Annotated in this window: 22 protein-coding genes; 11 read left to right on the forward strand and 11 right to left on the reverse strand. The window is 61.7% G+C overall.

Going from position 1 to position 26,672, the window contains the following annotated elements; genetic code table 11:
* Positions 1 to 106 precede the first annotated feature (106 nt).
* Entirely contained in the window at positions 107 to 1,750 is a 1,644-nt protein-coding gene (locus C5J22_RS20570; protein ID WP_105439724.1) for a hypothetical protein, read from the reverse strand.
* 639 nt (positions 1,751 to 2,389) lie between these two features.
* Between C5J22_RS20570 and C5J22_RS20575 the strand changes: the two genes are divergently transcribed.
* Together C5J22_RS20575 and C5J22_RS20580 are read left to right on the forward strand one after the other, a co-directional pair.
* Positions 2,390 to 3,202, forward strand: a complete 813-nt coding sequence (locus C5J22_RS20575; protein WP_105439725.1) for a response regulator transcription factor — start codon at positions 2,390 to 2,392, stop codon at positions 3,200 to 3,202.
* A complete protein-coding gene (locus C5J22_RS20580; RefSeq protein WP_105403137.1) occupies positions 3,144 to 3,677 on the forward strand; it encodes a hypothetical protein in 534 nt (177 codons plus the stop codon). Before C5J22_RS20575 ends, C5J22_RS20580 begins: the two co-directional genes overlap by 59 nt.
* A 14-nt stretch (positions 3,678 to 3,691) precedes the next feature.
* Here the strand turns inward: C5J22_RS20580 and C5J22_RS20585 are convergent, their stop codons facing one another.
* A complete protein-coding gene (locus C5J22_RS20585; protein WP_105439726.1) occupies positions 3,692 to 3,958 on the reverse strand; it encodes a hypothetical protein in 267 nt (88 codons plus the stop codon).
* A gap of 874 nt (positions 3,959 to 4,832) precedes the next feature.
* Here C5J22_RS20585 and C5J22_RS20590 point away from each other — a divergent pair.
* From C5J22_RS20590 to C5J22_RS20600, 3 genes are all read left to right on the forward strand, one after another.
* Positions 4,833 to 5,417 carry a cupin domain-containing protein gene (locus C5J22_RS20590; RefSeq protein ID WP_105439727.1) on the forward strand — a complete coding sequence of 195 codons (585 nt, stop codon included), beginning with the start codon at positions 4,833 to 4,835 and terminating at the stop codon, positions 5,415 to 5,417.
* 72 nt (positions 5,418 to 5,489) lie between these two features.
* On the forward strand, positions 5,490 to 6,797 hold the full coding sequence (gene gabT / locus C5J22_RS20595) for a 4-aminobutyrate--2-oxoglutarate transaminase (protein ID WP_105439728.1): 1,308 nt from the start codon (positions 5,490 to 5,492) through the stop codon (positions 6,795 to 6,797).
* A 96-nt stretch (positions 6,798 to 6,893) separates the two neighbouring features.
* Positions 6,894 to 8,447, forward strand: coding sequence for an acetolactate synthase large subunit (locus C5J22_RS20600; RefSeq protein WP_105439729.1), 1,554 nt, complete (start codon positions 6,894 to 6,896; stop codon positions 8,445 to 8,447).
* 14 nt (positions 8,448 to 8,461) lie between these two features.
* Here the strand turns inward: C5J22_RS20600 and C5J22_RS20605 are convergent, their stop codons facing one another.
* Both C5J22_RS20605 and C5J22_RS20610 read right to left on the reverse strand, forming a co-directional pair.
* On the reverse strand, positions 8,462 to 10,297 hold the full coding sequence (locus C5J22_RS20605) for an ABC transporter ATP-binding protein (protein WP_105439730.1): 1,836 nt from the start codon (positions 10,295 to 10,297) through the stop codon (positions 8,462 to 8,464).
* A gap of 30 nt (positions 10,298 to 10,327) precedes the next feature.
* Complete coding sequence (locus tag C5J22_RS20610) at positions 10,328 to 11,524, reverse strand: aminotransferase class V-fold PLP-dependent enzyme (RefSeq protein ID WP_105439731.1); 1,197 nt, start codon at positions 11,522 to 11,524, stop codon at positions 10,328 to 10,330.
* A gap of 102 nt (positions 11,525 to 11,626) precedes the next feature.
* Between C5J22_RS20610 and C5J22_RS20615 the strand changes: the two genes are divergently transcribed.
* Positions 11,627 to 12,466 carry an IclR family transcriptional regulator gene (locus tag C5J22_RS20615; RefSeq protein ID WP_371412654.1) on the forward strand — a complete coding sequence of 280 codons (840 nt, stop codon included), beginning with the start codon at positions 11,627 to 11,629 and terminating at the stop codon, positions 12,464 to 12,466.
* 9 nt (positions 12,467 to 12,475) lie between these two features.
* Here C5J22_RS20615 and C5J22_RS20620 read toward each other — a convergent pair whose 3' ends face one another.
* The 5 genes from C5J22_RS20620 to C5J22_RS20640 form a co-directional block, all read right to left on the reverse strand.
* On the reverse strand, positions 12,476 to 12,988 hold the full coding sequence (locus C5J22_RS20620) for a RidA family protein (protein ID WP_105431484.1): 513 nt from the start codon (positions 12,986 to 12,988) through the stop codon (positions 12,476 to 12,478).
* 19 nt (positions 12,989 to 13,007) lie between these two features.
* A complete protein-coding gene (locus C5J22_RS20625; protein WP_105439733.1) occupies positions 13,008 to 14,216 on the reverse strand; it encodes an amidohydrolase/deacetylase family metallohydrolase in 1,209 nt (402 codons plus the stop codon).
* Entirely contained in the window at positions 14,217 to 15,089 is an 873-nt protein-coding gene (locus C5J22_RS20630; protein WP_105439734.1) for an ABC transporter permease, read from the reverse strand. It abuts the gene before it with no gap.
* A complete protein-coding gene (locus C5J22_RS20635; RefSeq protein WP_172746723.1) occupies positions 15,089 to 16,030 on the reverse strand; it encodes an ABC transporter permease in 942 nt (313 codons plus the stop codon). The genes C5J22_RS20630 and C5J22_RS20635 overlap by 1 nt, the downstream gene beginning before the upstream one ends.
* A gap of 87 nt (positions 16,031 to 16,117) precedes the next feature.
* Positions 16,118 to 17,644 carry an ABC transporter substrate-binding protein gene (locus C5J22_RS20640; protein WP_105439735.1) on the reverse strand — a complete coding sequence of 509 codons (1,527 nt, stop codon included), beginning with the start codon at positions 17,642 to 17,644 and terminating at the stop codon, positions 16,118 to 16,120.
* Between the two features lie 369 nt (positions 17,645 to 18,013).
* On the opposite strand from C5J22_RS20640, the gene C5J22_RS20645 reads away from it, so the two are divergent.
* The 3 genes from C5J22_RS20645 (at position 18,014) to C5J22_RS20655 (ending at position 20,910) form a co-directional block, all read left to right on the forward strand.
* Positions 18,014 to 19,171 (forward strand): fumarylacetoacetate hydrolase family protein, encoded by a 1,158-nt coding sequence (locus tag C5J22_RS20645; protein WP_105439736.1) that lies wholly within the window; start codon positions 18,014 to 18,016, stop codon positions 19,169 to 19,171.
* A gap of 105 nt (positions 19,172 to 19,276) precedes the next feature.
* Positions 19,277 to 19,522 (forward strand): DUF982 domain-containing protein, encoded by a 246-nt coding sequence (locus tag C5J22_RS20650; protein ID WP_046634074.1) that lies wholly within the window; start codon positions 19,277 to 19,279, stop codon positions 19,520 to 19,522.
* Positions 19,523 to 19,761: 239 nt separating this feature from the next.
* Entirely contained in the window at positions 19,762 to 20,910 is a 1,149-nt protein-coding gene (locus C5J22_RS20655) for a MalY/PatB family protein (RefSeq protein WP_105439776.1), read from the forward strand.
* 63 nt (positions 20,911 to 20,973) lie between these two features.
* Here C5J22_RS20655 and rhaI read toward each other — a convergent pair whose 3' ends face one another.
* Entirely contained in the window at positions 20,974 to 22,266 is a 1,293-nt protein-coding gene (rhaI, locus tag C5J22_RS20660; protein ID WP_105439777.1) for an L-rhamnose catabolism isomerase, read from the reverse strand.
* Positions 22,267 to 22,436: 170 nt separating this feature from the next.
* The gene (locus C5J22_RS20665) at positions 22,437 to 24,533 is read right to left on the reverse strand and encodes a bifunctional rhamnulose-1-phosphate aldolase/short-chain dehydrogenase (RefSeq protein ID WP_105439737.1); all 2,097 of its coding nucleotides are present in this window, start codon (positions 24,531 to 24,533) and stop codon (positions 22,437 to 22,439) included.
* Between the two features lie 200 nt (positions 24,534 to 24,733).
* On the opposite strand from C5J22_RS20665, the gene C5J22_RS20670 reads away from it, so the two are divergent.
* Together C5J22_RS20670 and rhaS are read left to right on the forward strand one after the other, a co-directional pair.
* On the forward strand, positions 24,734 to 25,549 hold the full coding sequence (locus tag C5J22_RS20670; RefSeq protein WP_046634068.1) for a DeoR/GlpR family DNA-binding transcription regulator: 816 nt from the start codon (positions 24,734 to 24,736) through the stop codon (positions 25,547 to 25,549).
* 49 nt (positions 25,550 to 25,598) lie between these two features.
* The gene (gene rhaS / locus C5J22_RS20675; protein ID WP_105403152.1) at positions 25,599 to 26,606 is read left to right on the forward strand and encodes a rhamnose ABC transporter substrate-binding protein; all 1,008 of its coding nucleotides are present in this window, start codon (positions 25,599 to 25,601) and stop codon (positions 26,604 to 26,606) included.
* The last annotated feature ends 66 nt before the right edge of the window (positions 26,607 to 26,672 follow it).

Raw genomic sequence — 26,672 nt, forward strand, 5'->3', positions numbered from 1 at the left:
GGCATGCCTGCATCACATCACAGGTCGTTCGGAATGAGGGACTGCGCAGGATGGTCTGCGCAGTCCACGATGTGAAGTCCCTGCCTAAAGCAGGGAGCTGTGTCGCTTAGACGCCATCTTCGGTGTCGTCGCCGGCCACCGTGCTGGAAAGGTTCCCGCCGACGATCGTCATATCGATCGCGTTCTGCTGCAGGTTCGCACCCATCACGATTTCCTGGTTGAAGGCGTGAGTTTCGATGACGGCATCGGACGATGCTGAACTCGTCCCGGTCACGAAACCATCGTCACCGTTGCTCGAGCCCCAGGTACCGCCATCGCCGCCGGCTGCGCCGTCACCGGTGGTGGCCCAGCCACCTGCGCCGCCGGCTGCGCCGGCTCCGCCGAATGCCCATCCACCGACGGCTCCGCCGCCGGTACCATCGGCCCATGCGCCGCTGAGTGCCCCGCCGCCTTCGCCATAGCCGGATGTAGCGTCACCACCGGCAGCATCACCGCTGGTTGCCGCACCGGTTGCCGCTGTGCCACCGGTGCCGCTACCGCCAGCTGCGCCGTCACCGCCCAAACCGGCACCGAGACCGGCGCCGAAGCCGGCACCGAGACCGGCACCGAGGGCACCGCCGCCATCGCCGCCATTACCGGCATCCGAGGCTTCGCCGCCACTGCCGCCTTCTGAGTCGCCGTCGCCGCCTTCGCTATCCCCGCCGTTACCGGCGTCTTCGCCGTTGCCGCCGTCGTTTTCAACGAGGATCGGGTTGATGAAGCCGAGGCTTCCGCCAACGAGAGCTCCCGCATCGCCGCCTTCGGAATCGCCGCCGTCACCGCCTTCGTCGGCGTCGCCGCCGTCCGCGTCACCGGCGTCGCCACCGTCGCCGGCAGTGTTGCCGCCGCCGCTATCGCCGTCACCGGCAAATGCAAGCCCTGCGCCAAGGCCGAGACCCAGGCCAAGACCCAGACCGAGGCCGTCGCCGCCACGCCCGCCATCGCCGCCAGTGCCGTTGCCGCCGTCGGCATCGCCGCTGTCGGCGTCGCTGTCGCCGTCGCCGCCGTCGGCATCGCCGCCGTCGCCGTCACCGCCAATTGCAGCGCTTGCGGCCAGGCCACCGAGGCCGTCGCCACCAAGTGCGAACCCGCCGAGCGCCGTACCGCCGTTACCGCCGTCACCGCCGTCGGCATCCGCGTTGCTTCCACCGTCACCGCCGCCGCCGCCGGCATTGATCCCTTCGGAGGCGATCGCAAAACCACCTTCAGCGGTAGGATTCATTTCGAACGAGCCGTCATTGCTGACGCTGGCGCTTTCGAGCTTGTCGTTGTCCTGGAGGTTGGCGACCTGACTGAAGACATTGCCGACATCATTGCCCTCGCCGTTAAGCGAGCCATTGAGCACATCATCGATGCGGATGTTGAACATCCCGTCGATGGAACTGTCCGTCATATCGATGTCTGCAAAGTCGTCGTCCGACGGCAGGTATTCTTCAAGGTTGACACCGACATCCACCGTGACAGTGGTCTCGTTGACATTTGCATTGAAGTTGCCGTTGCCATTGAGGTTCAGGCTGCCGTTACCGTTGAGGTTCAGGTTGCCATTACCGTTCCCATTGCCGTTGAGGTTCGTCGAATCGCTCGACTGGCTCTGGGTTTGATCGCTGGCCTGTTGTTGTTGCTGCTGCTGTTGTTCCTGTTGTTGCTGCTGCTGCTCCTGGCTATCAGGATCGTCGAACAAGGTGTCGAACACGCTGCGTTTGTCTACCATCACACAGTCCTCTTAGTGACTGCGACGACGTGACCGCCATTCATCTTTTTGGGGGTCTTTGCTCGTCGCGGTTGAAATGAATCATTTGCCTCTGGCGACAAGGCGCGCGTCAACGCGACCGTTCGCCGGTCTTTCTTTCGTGATGTCTGATTTTTTTCCTCTCCCCTACGTTTCCCGAGAGACTTGGAATGAGCGGTGCGTGGTTCGCATACTCACTACATTTTGCACCGACGAGCATTCTTCAGCGCTCGTTCTTCCAGTGCTTCGGGATGGGAGCACTGTGTCCTGAATGAGCAGAAGAAATAAGGTGATATTTCGATCTAGCGCAACCTGATGAATACTATGTGAGCATAGTTACATGGGCTATATGATCTAACCAAGAAGACGTATACCATATCGGCGCAAAACTACCCTTATGTATGCAGCAACTCATTCGCAACGGGGAGGAAACGCTGCCTGATCATGGTCCGTTCGCCTGGAAACGACCTTGAAGGCCTCATTCCGTGGCCGATTCGATCTATTCCATAAATCCTTCGGTCTATTCCCAGCATTCGGCTCTTGGTTTACCGTTCCCTAATAAGATCTTCGGAGCACCACTTTGCGTGTACTTTCGATCAACGACGGGAGGGGGATATCTCCATGCAAATTCCGCATGGTCTTTCGCAACATGTCGGCTTGGATCTGGCGACAAACGCCTTGAAGAGAATGAATGCGATCCGGACACTCCTCTTCATCTGCTCACCTGGGACAATCTCCACCGCAATGACGGCGGCCATCGAAAGCGAGTTTCCATGGCTCTGCGTCAAGACGGTCCCCGACCTGAAACTGGCATCGGTGGAATTCGACAATCCGGTCCAGCTCGTGCTGGCGGATGTCCGCCTGGCCTCCGCTCTCGCCGAATACTGGCCGGAGCTCGCCAGACACCATCCTGCTGCGACCCTTGCGCTGATGGGGACCGACGATGGCGAGATAGCCTCCGACCATCGAAGGGCGAAAGAGCTTGATATCGTCCAAGGTATCCTGCCGTTCAACGTCAATCTCGACGTCTTCCTGTCGGGCCTGCGGATCATATTGAAGGGTGGTACATATTTCCCTTCTACAGCTTACCGGCCCCAGAGAAACGCACCTCTCGAAGGTGAAGAACCGGCGGATCTCAAGCCAGCCTTATACCAGGCCGGCAAGCCGGCGATCGAAAAGCTGACAAAACGCGAGAACGAAATTCTTGTCAGGATGGCCATGGGCAATCAAAACAAGATCATCGCGGCCGCGCTCGGTCTATCCGAACATACCGTGAAGATACATATCCACAACATTATCACCAAACTCGGCGTGCATAACAGAACGGAAGTCGTCGCTCTCTATTTCGAATATAGACGCAAGGATACGACCGACAATGCAGGCGACACGAACCGCGGTCAGGACGGCCGCTCCCTCTCAGGCGACAAGTACTAGGCTCCAGGACATCCTGCTCCTGATCGGACAGCTGAACTATACCTGGACCAATACGGAAAGCCTGCTGATCCACATGATTGCAGGCCTTGCCAAGGTGGACAAGGAAACGGCGATCGTCATCTTCCTGACCTTGAATACGACCCGGGCCCGGGTCGATCTCGTGGAACGGCTGACCAAGATGCGCAAGACCGCGCCGGCCTGCCGCAAGGAAATCCTGGAGACCACTCGCCGTCTTTCAGACGAAGCGAAGCTTCGCAACAAATACAATCACTGCATTTATTCATTCGATCCCGACAGCGGCCGCAACATCACGCAATCGATGCGGATCTTCGAAAGTAGGGACGAGATCAAATACGGAAAGATCGAGGAACTCGACGCGCGCGAGATCGGCCGGATCCGTGAAAGCATCAATTCGCTCGTCGCGATCAACAGGATGTTCTGGGACATCACCGAACGTTACGGCTTCCCCACCTAAACCTCAGCAAGGCCTTACCCGAGACCCGATACCGCAATGCCGGGTAGGAAACCTTTGAGCGCGTCGGCCAGCGTGACGATCGATATGAGATGGCCAGAATCGTCGGTGATGGAAATCGCCTGCAAAGCCAGGGCTTCACCCTGCTGAATATGCTCGACGGCGATGTCTCTCATTCCGGAGATGACTTCGGCCGTGGCTCTCTCGATATCGAGGAAGTCGAGGCCTTCGGTATCGGGAATAAAGCCGTCTTTCAGATCGACATTCAGGAAATATCTCACCATGGAACCCAACCTCCCGGGGATAGCGTGGCGGCCACTTGAAACTGCGAATTCCACCCATGGCAGAAGCGGCGCCGACAACCTGCAAGCGTCTACTCCCACATCTCCCGATCTGCGATTAGGCTCAATCAGAACATGAGAAGATATATAAGTCACTCATGATCCCGGTCAATCCGGAATTGGCGACTTACGGTAGAAATGGGGCTTTAAACCTTCGCAGCCCACCGGCTTTGCGGGTGATCACTTAGGGTCGATCGTGTGCCTCTCCGCAAGCCATCGCCTTGCCGATGGCCAAAGTTCCCTTCAGAAAATTCGGCAGGATCTTTTGTAAGGGCGCAGGTTTTCTAAAGGAAACACCGCCTTCAGGTGCGGGTTTGCGCTACATCCGAACGCTCTGCGAAACCTTGAACCAGGGTGATCTCGACGCCGGGCCGCTTCGGCAAGACCCTGACCACCTCCGGATATTTGTCCAGGTCGTGGAACGTGAGGCAGCGTGGACATGGCATTTCGACCGCGCCGCAACCGCAGCATCGGGTTCCAGTATAAGGTTTGGCCGGATGAGCTTCGCAAACCCAGCCCGTGTCCTTGCAGTCTCTGCACCTGAACATGAGCGAAATCCTCTCTGATCCGCAGGGCCGGAGGATAACACGCGCGTGAGTCGCGGGCAGTTGCGCCAAATGGGCTATATCCATAAGCCTATCGGCGTAGTGGGCTGGTGGAGGAAATAGACCGCTTTCAGGCGGAACGGCGCTCTATCGGGATTCGCGACCCTTCGACTAGGGCGCCTAAGTCCAGGATGAGCGCGCTCAAAATATCATCCAGTTGATCACGGTCCCGATCCACGGCATAACCGACCCGAACAGCCGGGACGTTTGAGATGGATGAAAAGTTCGACATCGGTGCACGCCTCAACGCCATGCGCGCGGCCGCCGGCCTTTCGCAGCGCCAGCTCGCCGAAAGGGCGGGTGTCCCGCATGCGCAGATATCCAATGTGGAAACCAACAAGGTCAGCCCCTCCGTTTCCACGCTCCGCAAGATCCTGAACGGTCTCGGCGTTGGCATGGGCGATTTTTTCGAGCCGGAGCGCAGCCCGCCGAAGGGCCCGTTTTTCTCGGCACATGAACTGGTCGACCTGACTTCGAAGGTTGCCGCATCGCCGATTGCAGGCGGTGACGGCACGCTGATCTTCCGTCAGATCGGCGATGCGCGGGCGCATAACCTGCAGATCCTCCACGAGATCTACGGCCCCCATGCGGACACCGGCGAAACACGGCTGCAGCACGCGTCCTCGGAAGGCGGCTATGTCGTCGAGGGCGAGCTGGAAGTGACGGTCGGCGACGACGTCCGCGTCCTCAAAGCCGGCGAGGCCTACCTCTTCGACAGCCGCATTCCTCACCGGTTCCGCAACCTCTCGGACCGGCAGACGATCGTCATCTCGGCCTGCTCGCCGCCCTATCTCTGATTTTCCGAATGCCTCTTGCTCAAAATAATGAGCAAGACTATAGCTGAGTCATCGACCTTAGGGGATATCGTCATGACCGTTTCAGCAGATCTGCAGTCCCGCCAGAAAGCCGCCGTGGCGGGCGGCGTCGGAACCCGGGGCATCTTCGCCCAGAAAGCATTGAATGCACAGCTCTGGGACGTCGACGGCAAGCGCTTCATCGATTTCGCCGCCGGCATCGCGGTCAACAATACCGGCCATCGGCATCCGTTCGTCATGCGCGCTGTCGCCGAACAGGCCGAACATTTCACCCATACCTGCTTCCACGTCGCGCCCTACGAAGGTTATGTCAGGCTCGCCGAGCGGCTGAATGCGATGGCGCCGACCGGGGCGGAAAATCGCACCATGCTGGTGACGACGGGTGCGGAAGCCGTCGAAAATGCAGTGAAGATTGCCCGCGCCCATACCGGCCGCGCCGGCGTCATCGCCTTTTCGGGCGCCTTCCACGGCCGCACCCTGCTCGGCATGGCGCTGACCGGCAAGGTCATGCCGTACAAGAAGAATTTCGGACCCTTCCCGGCCGACATCTACCATGCCCCCTTCCCCAATCCCTATCTCGGCTTCTCGATCGAAGAAGCGATCGCCGGGCTCGATCGGCTGTTTGCCGCCGATGTTGATCCGGAACGGATTGCGGCCTTCATCGTCGAACCGGTCCAGGGCGAAGGGGGCTTCAACGTCGCACCGAAGGAGTTTCTCGAACACCTTCGCGCAGTCGCGGATAAATATGGCATCGTGCTGATTGCCGACGAAATCCAGGCAGGCATGGCGCGCACCGGCCGGATGTTCGGTTTCGAACATGCTGGCGTGAAGCCGGATATGATCACCATGGCAAAGGGCCTCGCCGGCGGCTTCCCGCTTTCGGCCGTCACCGGCAAGGCCGAGATCATGAACGCCGCCCATCCGGGCGGGCTGGGCGGCACCTATGCCGGCAATCCGCTGAGCGTCGCTGCCGCCAACGCCGTGCTCGACGTCATCGAAGATGAAAAACTCTGCGAACGCGCCGCCGAAGTCGGCCGCCGGATCACCGAGCGGCTGACGACGATCGCCTCCCGCCAGGGCATGGAGCATATCGGCGACGTGCGCGGCCTCGGCGCCATGGTGGCGTTCGAGCTGGTCGAAGATCGCCAGTCGAAGGCGGCCTCGCCTGCCCTCACCAGCCGCATCATTGCGGAAGCGGAGGCCCGCGGCCTCATCCTCCTGTCTTGCGGGACACGCTTCAATGTGATCCGTTTGCTGCCGCCGCTCACCATCGAATGGGAGGTTCTGGAGGAAGGGCTCGCCATTCTCGAAGCGTCGATCGAGGCAGCGTTCTCCGACGCAACCGCTTCGGCAGCCGCTTGAGCCTCATTCGTCGCCGCTGACCGCGGGACCGATGCGGCCCGCGGTTTCTCTCGGTCGGGCAGCCTTTGGGCATGCTGCAAAGATAAGGAAAAACGCATGAACGGCGCCGATATGCTGTGTGACGTCCTTCTGGTGAACGGCGTCGATGTCTGCTTTGCCAATCCCGGCACATCGGAGATGCATTTCGTCGCCGCTCTCGATCGCAAGCCTGCGATGCGTTGCGTGCTCGGCCTGTCGGAAGGTGTCGTCACGGGTGCCGCCGATGGTTATGCCCGCATGGCGGACAAGCCGGCCGCCACTCTTCTCCACCTCGGCCCCGGCCTCGCCAACGGTCTGGCCAACCTCCACAATGCCCGCCGCGCTCGCACGCCGATGCTGAACGTCGTCGGCGACCATGCCTCCTATCACCTTCAATATGATGCACCGCTGACCAGCGATATCGAAAGCCTGGCCCGGCCGATGTCCCATTGGGTCGGACGCGCGAGCGGCCCAGCCGATATCCGCCGCTGCACCGAAGAAGGCTATGTGGCGGCACTTGCCAACCGCGGCGTCTCGACCATGATCCTGCCGGCGGACGCCGCCTGGGGCGAGGTTTCGCCGGAAACGCTGACGCCCGCCGCCATCCCTGCCTCACCAGCGATCGACCCCGAGACCCTGAAGGCCGCCGTTGCCGCGCTGCGCGGCGGCAAGCGGGCAGCGATCATGCTGGCGGGTGCGGCGCTGAGGGAAAACCCTGCCGAAATCGCCGGTCGCATCGCAGCCGCCACCGGCGCTGTGCTTTTCTCAACGTCCTCGGGCCGCAGCGCCCGCGGCGCCGGGCGCGCGTTCGTCCGGCCGGTGCCCTACAAGATCGATCTTGCCCTCGAAGCGCTCCAGGATTTCGAGGTCGCCATCTGCATCGGCGGGCCACGCCCAGTCACCTTCTTTGCCTATCCCGGGAAGCCGAGCACGACCCTGCCGCCTTCCTGCGAGATCATCCAGCTGGCGGAGCACGAACACGATCTCGCCGACGTGCTGGCGACGCTTGCCGATGCACTCGGGATCAAGCCGGATACGGACTTCGTCCGCAACCGGTTCATCCAGAATGATATCCAGGTGCCGACCGGAGCGCTGACCCCCGATGCGATCAGCTTCGCGATCGGGCGCCGGCTACCGGAAAACGCAGTCATCATCGACGAGGGCCTGACCTCCGTCGGCCAATATCCGGTCCTGGCGCCCGGGCTGCCACCCCACGATCACCTTCCGATCACTGGCGGCGCCATCGGCATCGGCATTCCGCTGGCTGCGGGCGCTGCGATCGGCGCGCCGGATCGCAAGGTGGTGGCGATGCAGGCCGACGGCAGCGGCATGTACACGGTGCAGGGCCTCTGGACCCAGGCGCGCGAACAGCTCGACGTCGTCACCATCGTTTTCGCCAACAGCGCCTACCGCATCCTTCAGGGCGAGATGACCAATGTCGGCGTCAATGCCTACGGCCGCAATGCCCAGCGGATGCTCGATCTCGACGCGCCGAAGCTCGACTGGTGCTCGCTCGCCAAGGGCCTCGGCGTCGAAGCAGGCCGCGCGACGACGATCGAGGAATTCGTCAAGCTCTTCGACGGCGCGCTTAGCCGCAAGGGACCGTTCCTGATCGAGGCGGTGATAGACTGATTGGTCCGCAGCCGTTACATCGCGACCAGATGACCCGGTGAAACCGTCTTATAGTCGAGCGGATTGACTATATAGTCGACGGAGCGGATCGGGCTCTTGAGCTCGTCGTTGGCGACCGTCCGCTTTTCGCGGCGGCGATCGGGGTCCGGTACCGGCACGGCGGCCATCAGTTTCTTCGTATATTCATGCTGCGGATTGCCGAACACGGAGGCGCGCGGGCCAATCTCGACGATCTCGCCGAGATACATGACCGCGACGCGGTGGCTGACCCGCTCGACCACCGCCATGTCATGGCTGATGAACAGGAATGCGAGGTTGAGGCTCTGCTGCAGGTCGAGCATCAGGTTGATGACCTGCGCCTTGATCGACACGTCGAGCGCCGAGACGCTTTCGTCCGCAACGATCACCTTCGGTTCGAGCGCAAGCGCCCGGGCGATGCAGATGCGCTGGCGCTGGCCGCCGGAGAATTCGTGCGGATAGCGGTTCACCATGTCCGGTGTCAGGCCGACCTTGCGCAGCATCTCGGCGACGACCTCCTTCGCCTGTTTCGCCGTACCCATCTTGTGTTCGAGATAGGGCTCGGCGATCGCCTGGCCGATCGTCATGCGCGGGTTGAGCGAGGCGAACGGATCTTGGAAGATCATCTGCACGGATTTGCGCATCTCGCGCATCTCCCGCTTGTCGAGCGCGAGCACGTCCCGGCCCTCGACGACGACCGAACCGGCATCCGGCTCGATCAGACGCATGATGGCGCGGCCGGTCGTCGACTTGCCACAGCCGCTTTCGCCGACCAGCGACAGCGTCTCGCCGGCATGCAGATCGAAAGAGACGTTCTCGACCGCGTGCACCCGGCCGCTCACGCGACCAAACAGGCCGGAATGAATGTCGAACCGTTTGGTGAGGTTCTTCACCTCCAGAATGGGCCGGTCGTTGGCGGCAACCGTATCGGCCACCTCCACCTGGATGTCGGACTCCCCGGTCGCCGTGTTGACGACGGGAAAACGTAGCGGCCGCTCATATTTCTGCATCGAGCCAAGCACCGGCACCGCGGCGAGCAGCGCCCGCGTATAGGGGTGTTTCCCGCGATGGAAGATATCAGGCGTGTCGCCCGTCTCCACCTGCTCGCCGCGATACATGACGATCGTGCGGTCGGCGACTTCGGCGACGACGCCCATGTCGTGGGTGATGAACAGGACCGATGTCCCCTCCTCGTCCTGCAGCAGCTTGATGAGATCGAGGATTTGCCCTTGGATCGTGACGTCGAGCGCGGTGGTCGGTTCGTCGGCGATCAGCAGCTTCGGCTTCGATGCCAAGGCCATTGCGATCATCACCCGCTGGCGCATGCCGCCCGAGAAACGATGCGGATATTCGTCGAAACGCGACGCGGCCGACGGAATACGAACCTTTTCGAGCAGCCGGATGGTTTCGGCCTTGGCTTGCGCCGCCGACATCGCCTTGTGGCAGAGCAGCGCCTCGGAAATCTGGTCGCCGATGGTGAAGAGCGGATTGAGGCTCGTCATCGGCTCCTGGAAGATCATCGCGACATCGTTGCCGCGCACCTTGCGCATCTCATGTTCGGGAAGCGCCAGAAGATCGCGCCCGCCGAGCATGATCCTGCCCTCGATGCGGCTCGTGCCTTCCTGCAAAAGCCGCATGATCGAGAGCGAAGTGACGCTTTTGCCGGAGCCGCTTTCGCCGACGATCGCCACGGTTTCCCCGGGCGCGACGGTGAAGGAAACGTCACGCACGACCGACTTCCACTCGCCATCCACGTTGAACGAGGTGGTCAGGTTCTCCACCGAGAGAACCGGCTGGGTGGACTGGACGGTTTGTGTTTGCGAAATGGCCATGATCGTTCCCTTCCTGTCGTTGTTGTCGGTTCAGTCCGGCCAGCGAAGCGCGCCGTCGAAACGGTGGCGGCTACGCTCTTCGATCGGGGTCGCGATGATCTCGTTGGAGGCGCGTGCCTTGTCGAGCTCTTCCGTCAGGCGTGCCGCGACGATGGTTTCCTGGCCAGGATGCAGGTTGCAGGGGTCGAGGTAGAAATAATGATGCTCCACCTCGTGATCACGGACGACGACCGGTGGATTGCCGCGGCCGAGCGCTGCTGCCAGATCCCAGGCGGTGATATGCGCTTCCGGCGCCGAGATGATCACCCGCATGCGGTCGAGCGGATTGCTGGTCGGATCCGGTTCGATCAGCGCGGTGACGCCCGGGCGGCCGCCGAGCGTCCGTTTCCACAGATTGAGATAGCCGGTTTCGCGTTCGCGAATGCCCGCATGGTCGCGCTTCTCCCAGGCTTCCAGCGCCGCCATGACGCCGAACACGCTTTCCTTGCCGACCTTCATGCCACGGCCGATGCCCATGTTCTGCAGGAAGGCGCTGCGCACCAGTTCTTTCTTGCCCGCGACGATGCCCGAAGTCGGGCCACCGAGGAACTTGTGGCCGGAATAAAGCACGATGTCCGCACCCTGCGAAAGGAAGAGCTTGAGGTCGTATTCCGAGGCCGCGTCGACGATGACCGGCACACCCTTGGCATGGGCAATCTCGACGAACTCGACGAGGTTGAGCAGGCCGTAGTCGACCACATGATGCGAGACGACATAGACCGCCGCGGCCGTCTTCTCGGTGATCGCGTTTTCCATGTGGTAGCGATGCGTCGAGGTCGCTTGGCCGATCAGCACGACCTTGCCGCCAGCGAGCCGGATTGCCTGGTCCACCGGTGCGCCATAGCTCACCACATGGCCCATCTGCACGAGCACTTCGTTCTTGTCGGGCGTCGTATCGGGCAGTTTCTCGATTGCCAGCAGGTTGTTGCCGGTGATCGCGCCAGCGACTGCGAGACTGATGCCGGAGGAGCAGGAGGCCGTCACGAAGCCCGCCTCACCGCCGGTCAACCGGGCGATGATTGCGCTCGCCTTGCGCTGCAGGTCATTGATCTCGACGAATTGCGGCAGGATCGCCGCCATCGCCGCGATCGCCTCCGGAACGACGATCGAAGCGCCGAGGCTCGTCATCGTGCCAGAAACATTGATGACCGGGCGAAGGCCGATCTGGGTGCGGATATCATCGGACATTGTCGTTCTCCAAATTAACGGCCAACTGCGAATTGCCATCGACAATTATGCCATAGTAATGTAATAGCCTCTCGAAATCACACGAGGAGCCCCACGGGGAACATCGAGTTGGACGCCAAGACTTCATCCGCAGACCTCTCCGTTAACGCCGGTTCCGACGTGGAAACGGAAGCCAAAGGCGCGCGCCGCTCGCGCGTGAGCGGCATCGACCGCGCGCTGCAGGTGATCGACTATCTCTACGAAACGGGTGCGCCGTCCGGCGCCTATGCGATTGCCAAGGCGGTCAAGGCCCCGCTGTCGACCGTCTATGTGATCATCGACGATCTGGTCGGGAAGAACATGCTCGCCCGCAATGCCGACGGCACGATCTGGCTTGGCGCCCGGCTCTACCACTACGGCCTCGCTTATGCCCGGTCGCTGGATTTCATGAGCGTCGCGACCCACGAGATGCACGACCTCTGCCGGCAGGCTGGCGAAACCGTGCAGGTCTGCGGCCGCGACGGTGACTACATGCTGGTGCTCGCCATGGCAGACGGCCCGAGCCATTACCAGGTCGCTTCGCGCGTCGGCACCCGCGTGCCGCTCAACTGGACGGCCTCCGGCCGGCTTCTCGTCGGGCACTTGGCCGAGGCCGAGCGGATCGAGCTTTTCAAGCGCTGCGCCCGCACCTCGCCCACCGGCCGCGCCGAGATCGACGCCCGCACGCTGTCCGACTCGGCCGGCAAGGCCTTCGAGCAGCGGCTGTCGATCCAGGTGGCGGAGTCCGATTATGCGGTTGCCTGCATCGCTTCGCCAATCTGCGACCGGAGCGGCGAGTGCGTTGCGACCATTTCCATCGTGCTGCCGGAACAGAAAGTCGTGTCCGACGAGAACCACTATACGGAACATGTCCGCGCTTCCGCCCAGCGGATCGAGAAGCTGATGGGTTGGCGCAACCACTGACCTTGTCTCCTAGTCGTTCAGCGAGACGATTGCCTCGATTTCCACGGTGATATTGCCCGGCAGCGAGCCGAACCCGACGGCCGAACGGGCATGCTGTCCCGCATCCCCGAACACCGAGATGAAGAGGTCCGAGCAGCCATTGATGACGCTCGGATGATCCTCGAAATCCGGTACGGCATTGACCATGCCGAGCAGCTTCACCACCCGCTTCACCCGTGAAAGGTCGCCGAGCGCCTCGTGCATGACGGCAAGCAGGTTGATGCCCACCAGCCGCGCATGCTGATAGGCGAGGTCGACGCTGACATCGGCGCCCACCTTGCCAGAATGCAGATGGCCATCCGCCTCACGCGGCCCCTGGCCGGAGAGGTAGAGCATGTTGCCTTCGCGGACATGCGTGACGAAATTGGCGATCGGCGGCGGCGGCGGCGGCAGCTTGATACCGAGCGCGATCAGCCGATCGTAAGGTGTCTGTGCCGCGGGAGCGGCCTTTGCTGAAGACGTGTTCACGTCAACTCCTGTCATGCGATTTCAACAATGCGCCTCAGCGCCACGAGTAACCGTGGCTGTGGCGGACGAGCTTGCGGGCCCGTGGGATATAGCGGCTGGCGGTGATGGCTTCCGAACCGATGACCGCGTAACGCGGCTCGAACAGTTTCTGGAGACGCGAAACGTCGCCGTTGGAATCGGTCGCTTCCAGATCGGCATCGATGAGATCGAAGATCGTGAAATCGGCGCGTTCGCCGACCGACAACCGGTTTTCCATCGAAAGCTTGATAACCGAAGCCGGCGCGTGGGTGACCGCTTCGACAACCTTGTCGAACGGCATGCCGACCGACAGCAGCTTGGACATGGTGGTCGCCAGGTCCCAGACCGGGAAGTTCATCGAATGGCCGTGCAGGTCGGTCGAGATCGAATAGGGCAGCAGTCCGCGGGCGATCGCCGCCTCCGCCACTTTGAACGAGAAGGACGCGCCGCCATGGCCGATGTCGAGGCGGATCCCTTCGCCGGCGCAGCGTTCGGCGAGATTGTAGAGGTCCTCGTCTTCCATGATGCTCGAACCGGCCTTGCCGTTGAAACAATGGGTGACGACGTCGCCGGGGCCGAGGATTTCAAGCACCTCATCATAGAGCGCCGGCGGCTCGCCGACATGCACCATCATCGGCACCTTCAGGATCTTGGCGATCTTCTTGCCGAGCTTGACCGGCGTGACGCCCCAGGAACCGGTGATCACATGGCTCGCCCGCACCTTGATGCCGACGATATACTCCTTGTTCTCCGCGTAACATTCGAGGATGCGGTCGAGATCGATATCACGGATGTCGCGCAGTTCGGCGACGCGATTGCAGGCGACGAGGCCGATCGAACCGAGGTTCAGGAACGCCTTGATGCGCTCCCTGGACGGCTCGATGATGTACTCGCGAAAACCATGAAAATTGGCCTCGCCCGCAGAACCGGCGTCGACCAGCGTGGTGACGCCGCGCTCGGCGCCGCATTCCGATGGGCGGATCGAGATATCGGTGCCGCCATGCCAGATATGCACATGCAGGTCGATCCAACCGGGAGAGATGAAGGCGCCCTTGCCGTCGACGCGGATCGCCTCGGCAGGTGCTGCGAGCGACGAGCCGATAGCGGAAATCCGCCCGTCGGCGCCGACCAGGATATCGGTCGTGCCGGAGGCCGCATTGCCGCCGAAAGCCATCGGCTTCACATTGGTGAGGAGGAGCGGCTGGCCCGCTGTTTCACCGGTCATTTAGAGGTCCTTTCGAAGTCTTGGATCGAGCATGTCCCGCAATCCGTCGCCGACCATCTGCAGCGACAGCACGGAAAGAATGATGGCAAAGCCGGGGAAATAGGTCATCCAGTCGGCCTGGCCGATATATTGGCGCCCGCTGGCAATCATCGTTCCCCAGGTGGGAATTTCCGGGCTGACGCCGAGGCCGAGGAAGGAAAGTCCGGCTTCGGCGAGCATGGCGCTGGCGAACAGGAACGTGCCCTGCACCAGGATCGGCGATATGAGGTTGCGCAGCACGTGCCGCGTCATGATGTGGAAGGTCGAGATGCCCAGCGCCTTCGCCGCCTCCACGTAAGGCAGTTCGCGGATCACCAGCGTCGAGGCGCGGACGATGCGGGCGAGCCTCGGCGAATAGACGATCGACAGCGCGATGATCACCGTCACCAGCGATGGCCCGAGCGCTGCGACCAGCGCGATGGCAAGCAGGATATCCGGAAAGGCCATCATCGCGTCGATCAGCCGGGCGATCGGCGTATCGAGCTTCTGGAAGAAGCCGGCCAGCAGCCCGAGCGTCACGCCGATGATCGCCGAAAGGCTGACGACGGCAGCGCCGACCAGCAGCGACAGCCGCCCCGCAAAAATGGTGCGCGAGAAGATGTCGCGGCCGAACTCGTCGGTGCCGAACCAGTAGATCTCGCTCGGCGGCTTCAGCCGGTTGACGATCGACAGTTTCGACGGCGAATAGGGCGCGATCCACGGCGCGAAAACCGCAAGCAGGACAAAGACCACGATGACGATCAGTCCGAGCGCGACCGTCTTGCGTTTCAGGAAACGGCGAAAGAACTTGGCTCCTTCGCTCGAGGCCGGCTTGGTGGTGACAATCTCCGCCATCAGTAGCGCACCCTTGGATCGACCAGCAGATAGAGCATGTCGATCGCGAAATTGATCAGGACATAGAGGGCGGCGATGACGAGCAGCGCGCCCTGGATGACGGGGTAGTCACGCCGCAGCACCGCCGAGACCACCAGATTGCCGACGCCCGGCAGGCCGAACACCGTTTCGGTGACGACGGCACCGGAAATCAGCACGGCGGCAGTGAGGCCAAGCACTGTGAGGATCGGGATCAGCGCGTTCTTCAGCGCATGTTTCAGCACAACCCGCCGCTCGATCAGCCCCTTCGCGCGGGCGGTGCGGATATAATCGTCGCCGAGTACGTCGAGCATCGAGGCGCGGGTAAAACGCAGGATCAGCGCTGAGGAGACGAGGCCGAGCGCGAAGGCCGGCAAAGTCAGGTGATACATGCGCTCGGCAAAGCTGGCGCCCGGCCCGCCATAGCCGGAAACGGGGAAGAAATTCATCCGCACGGCGAAGAACTGCATCAGGATGAGGCCGAGCCAGAAGCTCGGAATGCTGGCAGCCAGCATTGCGACCGTCGTCGCGGCCTGGTCGACGAAGGACCCGCGCCGATAGGCGGCATAAATGCCGATCGGCAGTGCGATGACGCTGGCAATCGCCAACGAGAAGATCGTCAGGAAAAATGTCGGTTCGGCGCGGTCAAGAAGCGCTGACGTCACCGGCATGTTGAGAAATATCGACTGGCCGAGGTCGCCCCTCAGAAGCTGGCTGATATAGAAGACATATTGAACTGCGATCGACTGATCGAGGCCGAGACGCGTGCGCAATTCGGCGACGTCCTCGGCCGTGGCATCCGGTCCGAGCATGACCGCGGCCGGATCGCCGGGCGTCACCCGAACGATCACGAAGACGATCGTGACGACGAGGAACATCACCACGATCATGCCGGCAAGGCGTTGAAGGATATAGCGTATCATACGACGGTGTTCCTGTGTCCGGCATTGCGGACATCATCGAAGACGGATGCCGGTCCGTAAACCGGCATCCGATCCCTGGGAGGATTATTACTTCTTGATCGATGCATTCCAGAAATAGGGCCACGGAGCCGGATCTACGCCCTGAAGCTTGGTCGAAATCGCGGAAACCGCGTTGAAATCGCCGATCTTCATGAAAGGCGCCTCGTCATAAAGGGCCTTCTGGACATTGGCCCAGAGCTCGACGCGCTTCTTCGGATCCGACTCTGCCGAGAAAGCGTCAACGGCCGCCTTTCTGGCAGGTGTATCCCACCAGCCCGGCGAGCTCGGCGCCAAAGAACCGATCAGTGCCGGCTCCGGCAGGAAAGGGCTGTGGGTGATGTAGATGTCCCAGAGCGCCTTGTCGGTGCGGCGCTGGGTAAGCGTTGCCCAGTCGACTACCTGCATGTCGACCGCAAAGCCGGCAAGCTTCAGATACTCGGCAGCGACCTGCGCCATCTTGTAGTGGAACTCGTATTGGCGGCTGGTCAGGATGCGGATCGGCTTGCCGTCATAGCCCGCGGCCTTCGCGGCAGCGGCAGCACCTTCCGGATCGGCGGCGTTATAGTTGCCTTTCACGCCGGCATCCGTGCTCCAGCTGAAGGAGGCCGGGTAGATATTGCCGTTGAGGGCGTAGAAATCCTTGCTGCCGAAGGCGGCGGCCAGCATGTCTTCCATGCTGAGCGCCTGGCGGATCGCCTTGCGGACGGCGAGGTTCTTGGCAGCGCCTTCCGCGGTGTTGAAGACGAAGACCGGATAGCCGAACGGCTTCAGGAGCAGCGGCTGGGTGGCCTTCGAGGCTTTCAGCTTGTCGAAGGATTCGACCGGCAGGGAATCAATATAATCGTATTGCCCGGAAACGGCAGCTTCCACGCGGGTGTTCGGGTCCGGAACCGGCACGAAACGGATCTCGTCGAGATATTGGTGGCGGGCGCCGCCATAACCATCGCTCCCGCCCGAACGCGGCTTGTAGTCCTTGAAGCGGACGAGCTGGATATATTGATCCGCCTTGCGCTCCTTCAGCATATAGGGTCCAGTACCGACAAAGTCGGTCATCGTGTCTGCCTGCTTCTCAGCCGGGATGATGATTGCGGCGGAGTTGTTGAAGGCGAGCAGCGAGACGAGCGGCGCATAGGGCTGCTTCAGCTTGATCGTTACGGTCGCCGGATCGGCGGCGGAGACGGACTCGATGAAGCCGGCGGCCTGCTTGCCGCGCGAGGCGAGCTTGGTCCAGCGGGTGAGCGAGGCGACGACATCTTCCGAGGTCATGTCGCTACCGTCATGGAATTTGATGCCGGTGCGCAGCTTGATCGTATAGGTTTTGCCGTCGTCGCTGACCGCAGGCAGGCTTTCCGCGAGAAGCGGCGTGACGCCCCACTTCTTGTCGAACGTATAGAGCGTCTCGAAAATGTGCTGCGTGACGATACCAACAAGGTCCGCCGTCGACGTCATCGGGTCGAGCGTCGGCGGCTCGCCGATGGTCGCGACGTTGATGACGCCGCCCTTCTCCTGCGCCATCAGGAATGACGGCGTGGCGACGAGCGCGGTTGCAACAAGGAATGCAAGCTTCAGCTTCATGATAGTCTCCCGTTTTTGTTCCACAATTATGTTATATAAGCTTTTATAACAGAATACAGAACGCAAATGCCCTGTCAATGGGGAGGTGGAGACGAGCAGCGGCGGCCGCTGAGAACGGGATTTGCAGCTCAAACGCCGAGAGGTTTCAGCCGAGGTGGTTTGCCGAGCTCCTCGATCGGCAGTGCGACGCGCCGGCGCCCCCACAAAATCTCGATCTAATTTGTCGCCTGGGGCTGGACGAATGCGTCTTCGACAGCGAAAACACACAGCCTTGGCTGCGAGCTGGAAACCGGCTTCGCGCCAAGCGGCAGAACAAGACAAGATAGAGTGGCCCGTTCGGCCACATCTAACGGGAGGAGATACACCAGCATGACCGACAATCTCATCGATACGTTTGCCAACGGACTTTTTGTCGGCCGCGTCTGGAATCCTGCTGTTTCCGGCCCGAGCGTCGTTACCCTGCGTGACGGTGCCCTGGTCGATATCACCAGCAAGGAAGCGCCGACCCTCAGCGCGCTTCTGGAGCGCGCCGATGTTGCGGAATTTGTCCGAAACGCTACTGGCCCGGTCATCGGCACGTTGGAAGAGCTTGCCAGGAACAGCGCAGGCAAGCCCGATCCGTCGCGTCCCCATCTGCTGGCGCCCGTTGATCTCCAGGCGATCAAGGCCTGTGGCGTGACGTTCGCGCAATCGATGATCGAGCGTGTCATCGAGGAGAAGGCCGCCGGCAATCCGGACAGGGCGGCCGCCATCCGGCAGACCGTCAGCACGATCATCGGCGGCAGCCTCAAGGACCTGAAGGCCGGCTCCCCGCAATCCGCAAGCGTCAAGGAAGCGCTGATCAGGGAGGGCATGTGGTCGCAGTATCTGGAAGTCGGGATCGGCCCGGATGCTGAAGTCTTCACCAAGGCGCCGGTGCTTTCCTCGGTCGGCTGGGGCGCGGATGTCGGCCTCCACCCCGTATCGACATGGAACAACCCCGAGCCGGAAATCGTGCTGGCGGTCAACAGCCAGGGCGAGATCAAGGGAGCGACCCTCGGCAACGACGTCAACCTGCGCGACGTCGAGGGGCGTTCCGCGCTTCTGCTCGGCAAGGCAAAGGACAACAATGCCTCCTGCTCGATCGGGCCCTTCATCCGCCTCTTCGATGAGGGTTACGGACTGGACGATGTCCGCAATGCCGAACTCGACCTGCGCGTCACCGGGCCGGAAGGATATGTCCTCAACGGCAAGAGCTCGATGTCGCAGATCAGCCGCGACCCGCTCGACCTCGTCAAGCATACATGCGGCCAGCATCATCAGTATCCGGACGGCTTCATGCTGTTTCTCGGCACGCTGTTTGCACCGACCGAGGACCGCGACGTGCCGAACCAGGGCTTTACCCACAAGATCGGCGACATCGTCGAGATCTCCTCTCCGGGCCTCGGCACGCTGCGCAACACGGTACGCCTCTCGACCGAATGCCCTCCCTGGAGTTTCGGCATCTCGGCACTGATGAAGAACCTCGCTGCCCGTGGGTTGCTCTAGATAGAGCGACCCTCCTTTCTTCTCGCATCGCCGACTGCCGACCCTCGCCACGGCAGCCAAATCGGTCTATGAGACAGGCATGGACGAGACGGGACGCCGAACAGAATGAATACGCCTTGGAACAAGCCGGTCGTCATATCGATCGGCGAGCCGCCGGCCGAAACCGCGATCGAAACGACGCAGGCCGCAGCATGGGCGATGATCGAAGACTGGCCGGTAGAGGATGGCACGGCGCTCGACCGGGCGCTCGAGGTCTGCGCCGCGGTGGATGCCGGAAAGCGCAAGCCTGAAGAAGCCAGAAAGGCCTTCGTCGACGCTGCTATGGAAGCGCATATCCTGATCCGCGCCTGACCTTTCCGCCCGATCGATCCGCGTCATCTCCAAGGACGAAACAGGCTGCTCGCTCCCTTGCCGGGACAAGCGTCAGACGCTGCGCTCGTCGGTTACGCGAAGAAAGGCGTTGACAGGCGCGCGGCCGGTTGGGGACAACGGGGAGCTGATTTCGCGCCTTGCCTGGTTCGCGGCCCGCGTCGAAAATGAGGATGGCCGATCGAGTTGACCGGCAGGATGACAAAAGGGGATTTGAGAGCATGACCGATTTCGATGCGGTGCACGAACGCCGGGGCACCGGCAGCTCGAAGTGGAGCAAGTATCCGGACGACGTGCTGCCCATGTGGGTCGCCGACATGGACTTCCCCGCGGCACCGGAGATCGTCGATGCCATCCGCAACCGGCTCGAGCATCCCATGCTCGGCTACGGCGTCGCCCGCGACGAGCTGCGCACCCGGATCGTTGCCGACATGCAGGAAAAATACGGCTGGACGGTTTCGCCGGACGAGATCGTCTTCCTTCCGGGCGTCGTTCCCGGTTTCAACATGGCGCTGCACGCGATGCTCAAGCCCGGCGACGGCGTGCTGGTTCAGCCGCCGGTCTATCGTCCAATCCTCGAAGCTCCGGCGGACTGGAACCTTGTCCGCCGCGAAGCGCCGCTTTTGCCGACCGCCGAAGGCCATGTGATGGACACCGACGTTCTGGCCGCGGAGCTGGCGAAGTCAAAGGCGCTTCTTTTCTGCAACCCGCAGAACCCGACAGGCAAGGTATTCACGGCGGAGGAGCTGAAGACGATCGCCGACCTCTGCCGTCAGAATGACACGCTGATCATCTCCGACGAGATCCATTGCGACCTCCTGTTCGACGGCCGCCGCCACGTGCCGATCGCCGCGCTTTCGGAAGACGCCGCAAACCGCACGATCACCCTGATGGCCGCCAGCAAGACCTACAACATCGCCGGCCTCAAGACCGCCTTCGCGATCATCGGCAACAAGGCGATCCGCGAAAAATTCAATCAGGCACGCCTCGGAATGGTCGACAACGCCAATATCATCGGGCTTGAAGCGACACTTGCGGCCTTTTCGAAGGCCGGCGACTGGAAGACCCGGATGCTCGCCTACATCGAGGCGAACCGCGATTATCTGTCCGCCGAAATCGCGCGCCGGTTTCCCAAGATCAAGCTCATCCCCTCGGAAGGCACGTTCCTCGCCTGGCTCGACTGCACGGAAGTCGGTCTGGAACCGGATGCTCAGAGCTATTTCCTCGAGCACGGCAAGGTCGGTTTCAATGCCGGATCGGACTTCGGCGCGGCCTACGGCAACTTCGTCCGCGTCAACTTCGGATGCCCGCGCGCCCTTCTCGAGGAGGGCCTGAGCCGCATGGAACGCGCACTCGGCCGGAACACCTGATCGGATCACAAGAATTGACCGCCGGCGGAGCTCATCCGCCGGCATCATTACAGGCTGGAGGGATCAGACGATCCCGCCGCCGCCGCTGGTCGAGGCCGGGCGTTCCGCGGCGACCTGTTTCCGATAACCGCTGGCGCGATAGGTCGCAACCGGGTCGATCGCTCCGCCTGCGCGGCGGCGGGCTTCGGCAAGGATCGGTTCCACATCGGTGCGATAGGCGCGCTTCAGCGTCTCGGACGCCATCAGCGCATCGTTTTCCTGCTGGAATCCGTCAAGCGCTGTCCGGTCGACCAGCAATGCCTGGGCATAGGCGCGGCGAATTTCGTTGGCGCTGGAAATCAGGCTCTCGATCGGATCGGTAACATTGTGCGACTGGTCGATCATATGCGCCGGGCGGAAATCCTTGATCCCGCGATGTTCTGCATCCACCAACTCGTTGAAGACGAGGAAAAGGCGGTAGGGCTCGATCGCACCGGCATCGAGGTCGTCGTCGCCATATTTGGAATCGTTGAAGTGGAAGCCGCCGAGCTTTCCGAACTGGATGAGGCGGGCGACGATCATCTCGATATTGGTATTCGGCGCATGGTGGCCGAGATCGACGAGGCAGAAAGCCTTTGGTCCGAGCGTATTGGCGATCAGGTAATTCGTGCCCCAGTCCTGCACCACCGTCGAATAGAAGGCCGGTTCATACATCTTGTGCTCGGAAAACAGCCGCCAGTCCTCCGGCAGCGCCTTGTAGATTTCCGCCATCGAAGCGAGATAGCGTTCGAAAACGCGGGTAAAATGGCTCTGGCCCGGAAAATTCGATCCGTCGCCGATCCACACCGTCAACGCCTTGGAGCCAATCGCCTGGCCGATCTCGATACATTCGAGATTGTGCTCGACCGCCTGGGCGCGCGTCGCAGCATTCGTATGGCTGAGCGAGCCGTATTTGTAGGAATGCGCCTGCCCCGGTGCATCGGAAAACGTATTCGAGTTCATCGCGTCGAAACCGAGCCCAAGCGCATCGCCCTTGGCCAACAATTCCTTCGGATCCGCCTTGTCCCACGGGATATGCAGCGAAACCGTCGGCGTCGCCCGGGTCAGTTGTTGAATGACGGCGCAGTCATCGAGCTTGTCGAAAATGCCGCGCGGCTCGCCTTGACCGGGAAAACGGGCGAAACGCGTACCACCGGTGCCGACGCCCCAGGAGGGCACTGCGACGAAGAACTTTTCGACATCCCGGGTGATCGTTTCGATATCGATGCCGCGCCGCGACAGGTTCTCGCCGAGCGCATCGTAATCGGATTTGAGAGCTGCTGTGCGTTTGTCGTTTTCAGCGGCGATCACATTGGTCGTGATCTTGAGTTCAGTCATTGAAAATCCTCCCTTCGGGGTCTGCCCCTCATCCGGCTGCCGCCACCTTCTCCCCATCATAATGGGGAGAAGGGATATGCCGCGCTGTCATCAAGTCCCTTGAACGTATCGTGTGCCACGTCCCCTCTCCCCGCATGCGGGGAGAGGGCTAGGGTGAGGGGCAAGTTCGCCTACCGCGTAAAGCTCTGGGCGTTGCCGGCATCCACGTTGATGATGTTGCCGGTCGACTTAGCCGATGCGTCCGATGCGAGGAAATAGATTGCCTCCGCAATATCCTCCGGGAAGACATTGAGCTTGAGCAGCGACCGCTTGCGGTAGTGCTCCTCCAGGTCGTCGACCTCGATCTTGGACGAGGCGGCCCGCTGTTCGCGCCATTCGCCGTTCCAGATCTTCGAACCGCGCAGCACAGCGTCCGGATTGACCGTATTGACGCGGATGCCGGCCTCGGCCCCTTCGAGCGCCAGGCAGCGGGCGAGATGGATTTCAGCGGCCTTGGCGGTGCAGTAGGCCGACGCATTCGGAGAAGAGGCAAGCCCGTTCTTGGAAGCGACAAAGACGACATTGCCACCGAGCTTCTGGCGCCGGAACAACCGGAAGGCCTCGCGCGAAACGAGGAAATAACCCGTCGCCAGGATGTCGATATTCTTGCTCCACATGGCAAGCGTGGTTTCCTCGACCGGCGCGGAAGACGCGATCCCGGCGTTCGAGACGAGGATATCGACGCCGCCGAATTCGACGCAGGCCTCGGCAAACGCAGTGATCACCGCGTCCTCGGTCGTCACGTCGAGCAGAACCCCACGCACCGCGTCTTTGCCGAACGACTTTTCGAAATCGGCTTTGGTCGCGTCGAGTGCGCCGCCGTCGATATCGGCAAGCACCACGCAGGCGCCCTCGCCCATCAGCCTGGCGGCCGTCGCCCGCCCGATGCCGCCGGCGCCACCGGTGACGAAGGCCACCTGTCCGGCAAGGCTTTTCGGCTTCGGCATGCGCTGCAGCTTGGCCTCTTCGAGCAGCCAGTATTCGATGTCGAAGGCCTCCTGCTCCGGCAGACCCTGATATTCGGAAACCGTGGACGCCCCTCGCATCACGTTGATGGCGTTGACGTAGAACTCGCCGGCAATACGGGCCGTCGCCTTGTCACGCGCAAACGACAGCAGGCCGACGCCCGGAACCAGGAAGATCACCGGGTTGGGGTCGCGCATGGCGGGCGAATTGCTGTGTTTGCAGGTCTCGTAATAGCGGCTGTAATCGGCGCGATAATCTTCGAGCGCCTTGTCGAGCGCGGCGATCACCGCATCGACATCCGGCTTTGCGGGATCGAAATCGACGATCAGCGGACGGATTTTCGTGCGCAGGAAATGGTCAGGGCAGGAGGTACCGAGCGCGCCGAGCGGCTTCAGGTCCTTGGAATTGACGAATTCCAGCACCGCGTCCTGGTCGTCGAAATGGCCGAGCTTGCGCTCCGCCCTGCCGATCCGGCCGCGGATTTCCGGCATCAGTTTCGAGACGATCGCCCGACGTTCCGGCGCGGGCAGGCTCTTGGTCGCGGCGCCACCGAAGATCGTCTTGCCTTCGGTCTCCTTGGCGAACCATTCGATCGCCTTGTTGATGATGTCGAGCGTCAGTTCGTAGCAGGCCTTGGCATCATTTGCCCAGGTGAACAGGCCGTGGCTTTCCAGCACGACGCCCTTGGCATTCGGGTTCGCCTTGACGAACGCTTCGAGATCGAGCCCGAGCTGGAAACCCGGCCGCCGCCAGGGCAGCCAGCCGATTTCGGCGCCGAAGACCTGTTGCGTCAGCTCCTTCGAATTCCTGGAAGCCGCAATCGCGATGATCGCATCCGGGTGCATGTGGTCGACATGCGTGAACGGCACGAAACCATGCAGCGGGGTATCGATGGAAGCGGCGCGCGGATTGAGGTTGAAGGTGCAATGCGGCAGGAAGCCAACCATGCGGTCCTCGTCCTCGACGCCCTTGTAGATCCCCTTCAGCGCTTCCAGCTTGTCCATGTAGAGGGTGGCGAAACCGTCGAGCTTGATCGTGCCGACATCGCCGCCCGACCCCTTCACCCACATGACCTTCACTTTTTCGCCGGTCAGCGGATCAATTTCCATCACCTTGGCCGAGGTATTGCCGCCGCCGTAATTGGTGATGCGCTTGTCGGCACCGAGAAGATTGGAGCGATAGAGCAGCTTGCCGGGCTCATCGAGCTTGGCGGCCTGGGCATCGTCCCAACGGTTTTCGAGAAGGCGGGTTTGGCCCGACATTGCTTGTCCTCCCAACGTGTTTCGGCTCACGGCGACGAGGCGGCCGCCATCTCCCTGTTGCCGGTATCGCGCATAGTCGCGTCGTCTGTCAATCATAAACGATCATAAAGTTTCATTGTGCAGCGCATCAAAAGCGAATTTGATCGTTTGTGATTGACAACGTAAATTTTCCAGTAATAGTTGTCGCCGAGGAGGAGCCAATGCACGAACGTGAACGCCATCGCATCATCTTGAGCGCTATCCAGGAAAAGCCTGTCATCACGGTGCAGGATATCGCCGAATTGACCGAGGCCTCGGAAGCGACGATCCGGCGCGATATCGCTTCGCTGCACGTCCAAGGCAAGCTCCGGCGCGTCCGCGGCGGCGCGGAAGCCGTTCATCCTCCGCAGATCGGCCAGCTTTCGGCCCGATCGTTCCGGGTGTCGGAATCGGTCAACATCGACAAGAAGCGCGCAATCGCCCGCCGCGCAGTCGAACTTTGCGACGAAGGCGACAGCGTCATCATCAACGGCGGCACGACGACGTTCCAGATGGTGCATTTCATGTCGGCCCGACGCCTGCAGGTGATGACCAATTCGTTTGCGATCGCCGAACATCTGGTCAAGCATTCGAAGAACACGGTGACGATACCGGGCGGCGCCATCTATCGCGAGCAGAGCCTGATCCTGTCGCCCTTCGACAACGATGCGATCCGCAATTTTTATGCACGGCGCATGTTCATCGGCGCGCAGGGGGTCGGCCCGCTCGGCGTGATGGAAGCCGACGCGCTGGTGATCCAGAGCGAGCAGAAGCTGATGCACCAGGCCGAGGAGCTGATCGTGATGGTGGATTCGTCGAAGTTTTCGCGCCGATCGAGCCTCATCCTCTGCCCGCTCGACCGGGTGACGACCGTCATCACCGATGACGGCGTGACCGACGATGCCGCACGGATGATCGAGGATGCGGGCGTCAAACTGATTATCGCCGGTGCCGCCGCAGCGGACACGGCCAAGGAGGATTCTTCGTCGGCCGCGTGAGGAGCGACCGGCGGGAAAGAGATTAAACTATCAACTGGGAGGACCAACAATGAAACTTGCAAAGAAACTCGCCCTCGGCGCGGCATTCGCCTTCGCCGCCCTGACATCGACAATGACGACGGCGGCAAGCGCTGCCGACATGAAGATCGCGCTGGTCGTCAAATCGCTCGGCAACGGCTTCTTCGAAGCGGCCAACAAGGGCGCGCAGGAAGCTGCCAAGGAACTCGGCGGCGTCCAGGTCATCTATACCGGCCCGACCTCCACGACGGCCGAAGGACAGATCGAAGTGATCAACTCGCTGATCGCTCAAGGGGTGGATGCAATTGCCATCTCCGCCAACGATCCGGATGCCGTCATTCCGGCGCTAAAGAAGGCAACTCAGCGCGGCATCAAGGTCATTTCCTGGGACTCGGCGGTGGCCAAGGAAGGCCGCATCATGCATTTGAACCCGTCTTCCAACGACTTGATCGGTAAGATGTGCCTGACGCTTGCCAAGAACCACCTGGAAGGTGGCAAGGGCGGTTTCGCCATCCTTTCGGCCACCACCACCTCGACGAACCAGAACACCTGGATCGCCGAGATGAAGAAGCAGCTCAAGGATTTTCCGGGCCTGAACCTCGTCACGACAGTCTATGGTGACGACCTCGCCGACAAGTCCTATCGCGAAGCACAGGGCCTCCTGACCTCGCAGCCGAACGTCAAGGTCATCGTCGCTCCGACCACGGTCGGCGTTCTCGCTGCCTCGCAGGCCGTCAAGGATGCCGGCAAGATCGGCCAGGTCTATGTGACGGGTCTCGGCCTGCCGTCCGAAATGGCCGGCGCCATCAAGTCCGGCGCCACCAAGGAATTCGCCATCTGGAACCCGATCGACCTCGGTTACTCGGCCACCCAGATCGCCTATCACCTCGTCAAGGGCGATACCGACGCCAAGCCCGGTTCGGCGATCAAGGCCGGCCGCATGGGCTCGATCAAGGTGGGCGACAATGGCGAAGCCGCCATGGCCGACCCGTTCGTCTACAACGCCAAGAACATCGACGAGTTCTCCAAGATCTTCTGATCTGAAGAACTCGACCTGCCGGCAGGCGCGAGCCCCCTCATCCGCCTGCCGGCACCTTCTTTCCCA

The sequence above is a fragment of the Neorhizobium sp. T25_13 genome (genome assembly GCF_002968675.1).
Classification (GTDB): Bacteria; Pseudomonadota; Alphaproteobacteria; order Rhizobiales; family Rhizobiaceae; genus Neorhizobium; species Neorhizobium tomejilense.